This window comes from Pseudonocardia pini, assembly GCF_013870575.1.
Taxonomy (GTDB): domain Bacteria; phylum Actinomycetota; class Actinomycetes; order Mycobacteriales; family Pseudonocardiaceae; genus Pseudonocardia; species Pseudonocardia pini.
Map to the genome: position 1 here is coordinate 1 of NZ_JACBXB010000945.1, position 1,866 is coordinate 1,866.

At 75.7% G+C, this 1,866-nt stretch carries 1 protein-coding gene and 1 pseudogene; one reads left to right on the plus strand and one right to left on the minus strand.

Going from position 1 to position 1,866, the window contains the following annotated elements:
- Positions 1 to 78 precede the first annotated feature (78 nt).
- On the minus strand, positions 79 to 1,239 hold the full coding sequence (locus H5J29_RS31145) for an alkaline phosphatase family protein (protein ID WP_312858496.1): 1,161 nt from the start codon (positions 1,237 to 1,239) through the stop codon (positions 79 to 81).
- Between the two features lie 336 nt (positions 1,240 to 1,575).
- Here H5J29_RS31145 and H5J29_RS31150 point away from each other — a divergent pair.
- Positions 1,576 to 1,866, plus strand: a pseudogene (locus H5J29_RS31150) (mycofactocin biosynthesis glycosyltransferase MftF); the annotation flags it as partial.

Below are 1,866 nucleotides of genomic sequence, written 5' to 3' on the forward strand. Positions count from 1 at the left end.
CGCCCGCTGGGACGTCGACGGAGAGACCTCACGACTGCGCTGACGGGCGGTGCCCCAGCGCCCGTCGAGCCGAGGCCCTCACCGCACGGTGGTGGCCACCGCCAGGGGGACGAGCTGCTCCTCGGCGGTGAGCGAGCCGTGCTGGCCGGGCAGGCCCGCCAGGGTCGGCTCCGCGACCGAGCGGACCACGCCTGCCGTCCCGCGCATCGCCACGACGAGATCGCCGATCCGCTCCCGGACGTCGTCGCCCACCGGGCCGAACCAGTTCTCCGCGATCGCCTGGTCGCGGGGGACGATCCAGGCGTCGTCGGCGAGGGTCTCGGCCCACGCGGCCCGGACCTCGGCGGCCGCACCGTCCCGCACGTAGACGTGCCGCGCGCGGGGGTCGCCGCCGAGCAGCCGGACCCCGAGGCGGAGCGGGGTGAGCTGGTCGGCGTCGTAGCGGCGGGTCACGGTGACCATGCCGTGGTCACCGGTCACGGCCAGCAGGGAGTCCGGCGGCAGCTGCTCGACGATCGTCGCGACCATCCGGTCGATCAGCCGCAGCTGGAAGCGCCACGGGGTGGAGCCGGGGCCGTGCAGGTGCCCCAGGGCGTCGAGGTCCGCGTGGTAGCCGTACGCGAGCCGACGGCCGGGCCCGGATACAGCGGCCACGATCCCCGCTGCGAGGTCCCCCATCGCCATGACGCCCTGGTAGTGCCCGCCGCGCAGTGCCGCACGGGTCAGTCCGGACCCGCGGAACGACCGGGGGCCCACGGTGGTGACCCGCACCTGGTCCGCCGCCGCGCGCTGCAACGCGGTGTCGTGCGGCTGGATCCGCTCCGGCGGCAGGGACTCCCGCAGGTCCTCGGGGTCCCCGACGCCGTAGGAGGTCCACTTCAGCGAGTCGAGCATCTCCCCGCCGCAGGCCTGGAAGCTGATCCCGACCACACCGTGCTCGCCGGGCGGCAGGCCCGTGCCCAGCGACGTGATGCTGATCGACGTGCTCGACGGGAAGCCGACGGTCAGCGGCTCGCCGGCGAGGGCGGCCAGGGTCGGGGCGTCCGGCGCGTGGTCGCGGAGGAGCTCGGCGCCCAGACCGTCGATCAGGAGGACGGCGGCGGCGCGGACCGGGGGAAGGGTGATCGCCGGGGCGGGCCCGGGGACGCCGAGCGCGGCGAGCACGGCCGGGAACACCTCCGCGAGCGACCGCTCCCCGTAGCGCGGGAGGAGGGGCTCGGCGGACAGGGCGTGGGACACGGGCGGAAGCGTCCCATGTCCCCGGACCGCCCGTCGAAGGACCGGGTCGCCTGCACGAGCCGTGTCGGATCGGTTGGGTCGAACGGCAGGCTGGGTCGGGCTCGCGGGTCGGTAGTGGGGACTCGGGGAGGCGGGTGTCGGACTCACGGGCGGTGGTGTCCGACTCGCGCGTTGGAAGTGTGGGACTCGCGCGTCGGGAGTGTGGGACTCGCGCGTCGGAAGTGGGGGACTCGCGCGTCGGAAGTGGGGGACTCGCGCGTCGGGAGTGGGGGACTCGCGGGGAGGGCCGCGCTTGCGGGTGGGGACTTGCTCGGCGGGGTGTGTTGGGATCGACGGGTGCAGGGGTTGCCGAGCGGGATGCGGGTGGTGCTGGACCGTCGGGTTCGACGGTTGCCGGGTACGGATGGCAGTGCCGCCCTGCTCGGCGGGGCGCCGCCCCGGCTCGTGCACCTCGTGCCCAGGGCCCAGGCCCTGCTCGGCGACCGCACCGAGCTCACCGTCCGCGATCCGCTGTCCCGGGCGTTGGCCCGCACCCTGCTCGACGCCGGGCTCGCCCACCCCGCCCCCGGCATCCCCGGCGGGCCGACGAGGAGCGAGGTCACCGTCGTCGTGCCGGTGAAGGACCGG